The sequence below is a fragment of the Brevundimonas sp. DC300-4 genome, from assembly GCF_049897365.1.
Lineage (GTDB): Bacteria > Pseudomonadota > Alphaproteobacteria > Caulobacterales > Caulobacteraceae > Brevundimonas.
On record NZ_JAFCWC010000034.1, the window covers coordinates 1 to 3204 of the forward strand.

Annotated in this window: 1 protein-coding gene and 2 pseudogenes; 2 read left to right on the forward strand and 1 reads right to left on the reverse strand. The window is 62.4% G+C overall.

The annotated features are described in order from the left end of the window. Window positions 1–112: 112 nt before the first annotated feature. Window positions 113–294: pseudogene (locus tag ACP7AZ_RS17675) on the forward strand (IS3 family transposase); the annotation flags it as partial. Between the two features lie 33 nt (window positions 295–327). Here the strand turns inward: ACP7AZ_RS17675 and ACP7AZ_RS17680 are convergent. Beyond that, window positions 328–1887 carry an ISL3 family transposase gene (locus ACP7AZ_RS17680; protein WP_426039963.1) on the reverse strand — a complete coding sequence of 520 codons (1560 nt, stop codon included), beginning with the start codon at window positions 1885–1887 and terminating at the stop codon, window positions 328–330. Between the two features lie 88 nt (window positions 1888–1975). Between ACP7AZ_RS17680 and ACP7AZ_RS17685 the strand changes: the two are divergent. Then, a pseudogene (locus tag ACP7AZ_RS17685) lies at window positions 1976–2367 on the forward strand (DDE-type integrase/transposase/recombinase); the annotation flags it as partial. Window positions 2368–3204 lie beyond the last annotated feature (837 nt).

The following is a 3204-nucleotide window of genomic DNA, read 5'->3' on the forward strand; positions in this document are numbered from 1 at the left end:
GATCCACCGAAAGCGCCTTGCTCATTCATGCTGGCCTCCGCCTCCAGCAGGAATGTTGAATCAGAACCCGGCTCCCTTGGGAATCCCCTGCGATTCAATCAGATCGCAAAGTGCTCTAGATCGAGAGATGCTGCAGGATGTGATCAAGCGAAAGCTTTAGGGCCTGTCCGGCGTCGCCAGCTCGTGGATCATCTGCGGGCCACCTGGCAGGTCAGTATCCGACGGGCGTGCGGAGCGTTGCAGGCGGAACGTTCCAGCTACCATTACAAGGGCAAGAGATGTGGATCGGCGTCCAAAAGGGGCTCTGACGCAGTTTTGGTGACGGGATCATGGTGTCGAGCCGATCAGCCTGGCCTGTAGGAGATCGAGCTTTCCGCGGCCGTACATCTGGCGTTTGACGAGCTTGAGCTTGGTGATCTGACCCTCGGCTTGGCCGTTGGACCAACCAGAGGTGATCGCCGCGCGGACGGCGTTGATATCGCGGTCTATGCCGTTGGCGAAGGACGCCACCAGGCTGGGCCGACCACGCTCGATCCAGGCGCACAGGTCGCCCTCAGTCTTACGACTGATCATCAGGTGGAAGGCGGCGATGATCTCGCGAGCTTCGATCAGCGCCGGTACGCCGGTCTCGACTGCAGCGACGGTGACTGTCTCGGCCTTTGTGAGCGTGTCTCGAGAGACCGTCATCAGCCGGCTGATGGTTCGGGCCGAAGGGATGCGGCTCAGCGTGTCGGCGTTGATCTGGTCCGCACGCCGCCGTCGGGTCGCCCACTCGGTCACCACTCTAAGCGAGCCTCGAAAGCCCTGTGTCCTGAGCCGCCGCCACAGCTCGGCACCGTTGCGGTGTCCGGCCGACCATTCGGCGTCGAGCCAGGGAAGATAACTTTCCAGAGAGCTCTCACGCAGCCTGAACACATCGCCGCGTTGATCGCGAAGGATCCGGTGCACCAGACCGCGACTGTGGCCGGTGCGGCGGACGATCTCCTTGATCGCGATCCCCTCCCGAGCCAGTGCTGAGACTGCGGCGTTGACCTCTTCGCGCCTAAGATAACCCTCGTACTGGAGACGCTCAGCGGCGCTGAGTAGGGCCGGGGTGATGGTCATCGCGCCGATGGCGCTCCGGATCTGGCGCATCGACTTGCGAACCGCGTCAAGAAAGGCGTGGCTGGCGTTTTCCATCAAATGCCAGCGGTCGGCGACCTGGACGGCATTGGGGAGCGCCCTGGCTGCCGCCAGGGCATAGGCACCGCCCCGATCGCGCGCGACGATTGCGATCTGGGGCTGCTCGCTCAGCCACGCCTGGGCCGTGGCCGCTTCGCGGTCGGGGAGCAGGCAGATGGGACGCCTTCGCTCCAGATCGCAGATAATCGTTCCATAGCGATGGTTGCGCCGCCAGGCCCAGTCATCAATCCCGATCACTGTAGGCGGAGGGGCCTGAGGACAGCCGCGCCGGCGGACCACGCGAAGCAGGGTGTCGTTGCTGACGGGCAGCATAAGACGTTTGGCGAAACTGGCCCCAGGGCGACCGCCAAGCGCCAGGCCGAGGTGATGGACCAGGCCCTCCAGCCGTCCTGTCCGTCGTGCCCAAGGCGTCAGCACGGACGGATCGAACCGCTCGGCGAAAATGCGCCTGCCACAGGCTGTGGCCTCACAGCGAAGTCGCCTGACGCTTGCCTTCAGCACCACGGACTTACCCGCTATCGGCAGATCAAACAGGTGGCGATTGTAGCGGCTGTGAACCCTCCGGCTCGCGGTCCCGCACCCTGGGCATCGACTGGTCGAGCCCGTGCTCTGAATGTGGATGGTGGTGCGATCACCGTCGGGCCACGCACCGGTCAGGACGAAGCCCGCTGGGATGAGGCTGGACGAAGAAAGGGCTTTTGCCATGACGCTGATCCGGACGTGAACCCCGCGCCAGTCAGCCAGCCAACTTCATCAAAACTGAGTCAGAGCCCGTTTTGGACGCCGATCTACAGTCCTCGACCTCGTGGTCCAGCGCCGGCGGGACACAGAGGCCGCGTTGAAGCTGCTCAGGCGGCTCCTTCACAACCAGCTGGTCGAGCCAGAGATGATCACGACCGACGGCCTGGCGTCATACGGCGCAGCTCTGGATCAGTTGGACCTGAGGCATCTGCATCGACCGGGCCGGCTTCGTGAGAACAATCGGGCGGAGAATTCCCACCTCCCGATCCGACGACGGGAGCGGCAGCATCAGCGGTTCAAATCCCAAGCATCAGCCCAGAGATTCCTCACACCCGCGCGGCTATCTACAACACCTTCAACGTCCAACGCCATTTGATCAGCAGACCAACCCTTCGCCGCTTCCGCGCCGACGCTGATGCCGCATGGGCGGCGGCGGTTGCCTGAAGGGCGGCCGGGGAGGGGGCTTACGACTTGGCGAAGTTAACCTGTCAGGCTCAACCTGTCAGGCACCTCCCATCGACTAGGGCTGGCCCGCACAAGGAAAAACGCGGCTCAATCCGTCGATGAATATCTGTGCCAAGGGCCGGTCATCGATGTCCTCACCATCTTTGCCGCGTTTGTCGATCTCCGAATCGAGGACGTCCACGGCGAGCGTGGCTGATAGGGGCAGCTCTCCAGGCGGACAGTAGAGCGCAGCTTCGCCGCGCTTTCAAGATTTGCGTTTGCATAGGTGAGAGCCGTGAACATGCCGATCAGATAGACCTCGGTAGGACGACTCGTCTCTCCGGAGCGGTTTCGCCACTCCCTCACGGTTACCCCGGGGGAGTCTTGGAGTGGGTTGTTCGTGTCCTGCAGAGCCGGGCCTCCCGCCAGTGAGATCGCGGCTGCGGTTATGAGATATGCGAGCATGGAAACCCTTTTTGGTTTGACGGCCTACGCGCCCGACGGCGTTCTTGGACAGCGCATCGAAAGCCCCCAGCCACGCCCGCCGAATAGAGATAATTCAGGCCAAGTCAGCACTTGTTGCGACTGTAAAACTCAGGCCCACGGTCTGGATTGATAAACGGCGAGGTCGGTCTCACACTTTAGCTGGTCGGCCATAAGTGTGGTTCGGGCTCGACCGTACTCCTCGCTAAAACTTCCATCCGAGGCAGGAAACCCACGTGATCCTCCCTCGTTTCAGTGGACACCCATGCTAGCTTTTCGGAGCTGGAGAGGAGTGTCTGATGAGTGTTCAACGCCGGGTGTTTCCGGAATCGTTCAAGCGGGAGGCCGTTGATC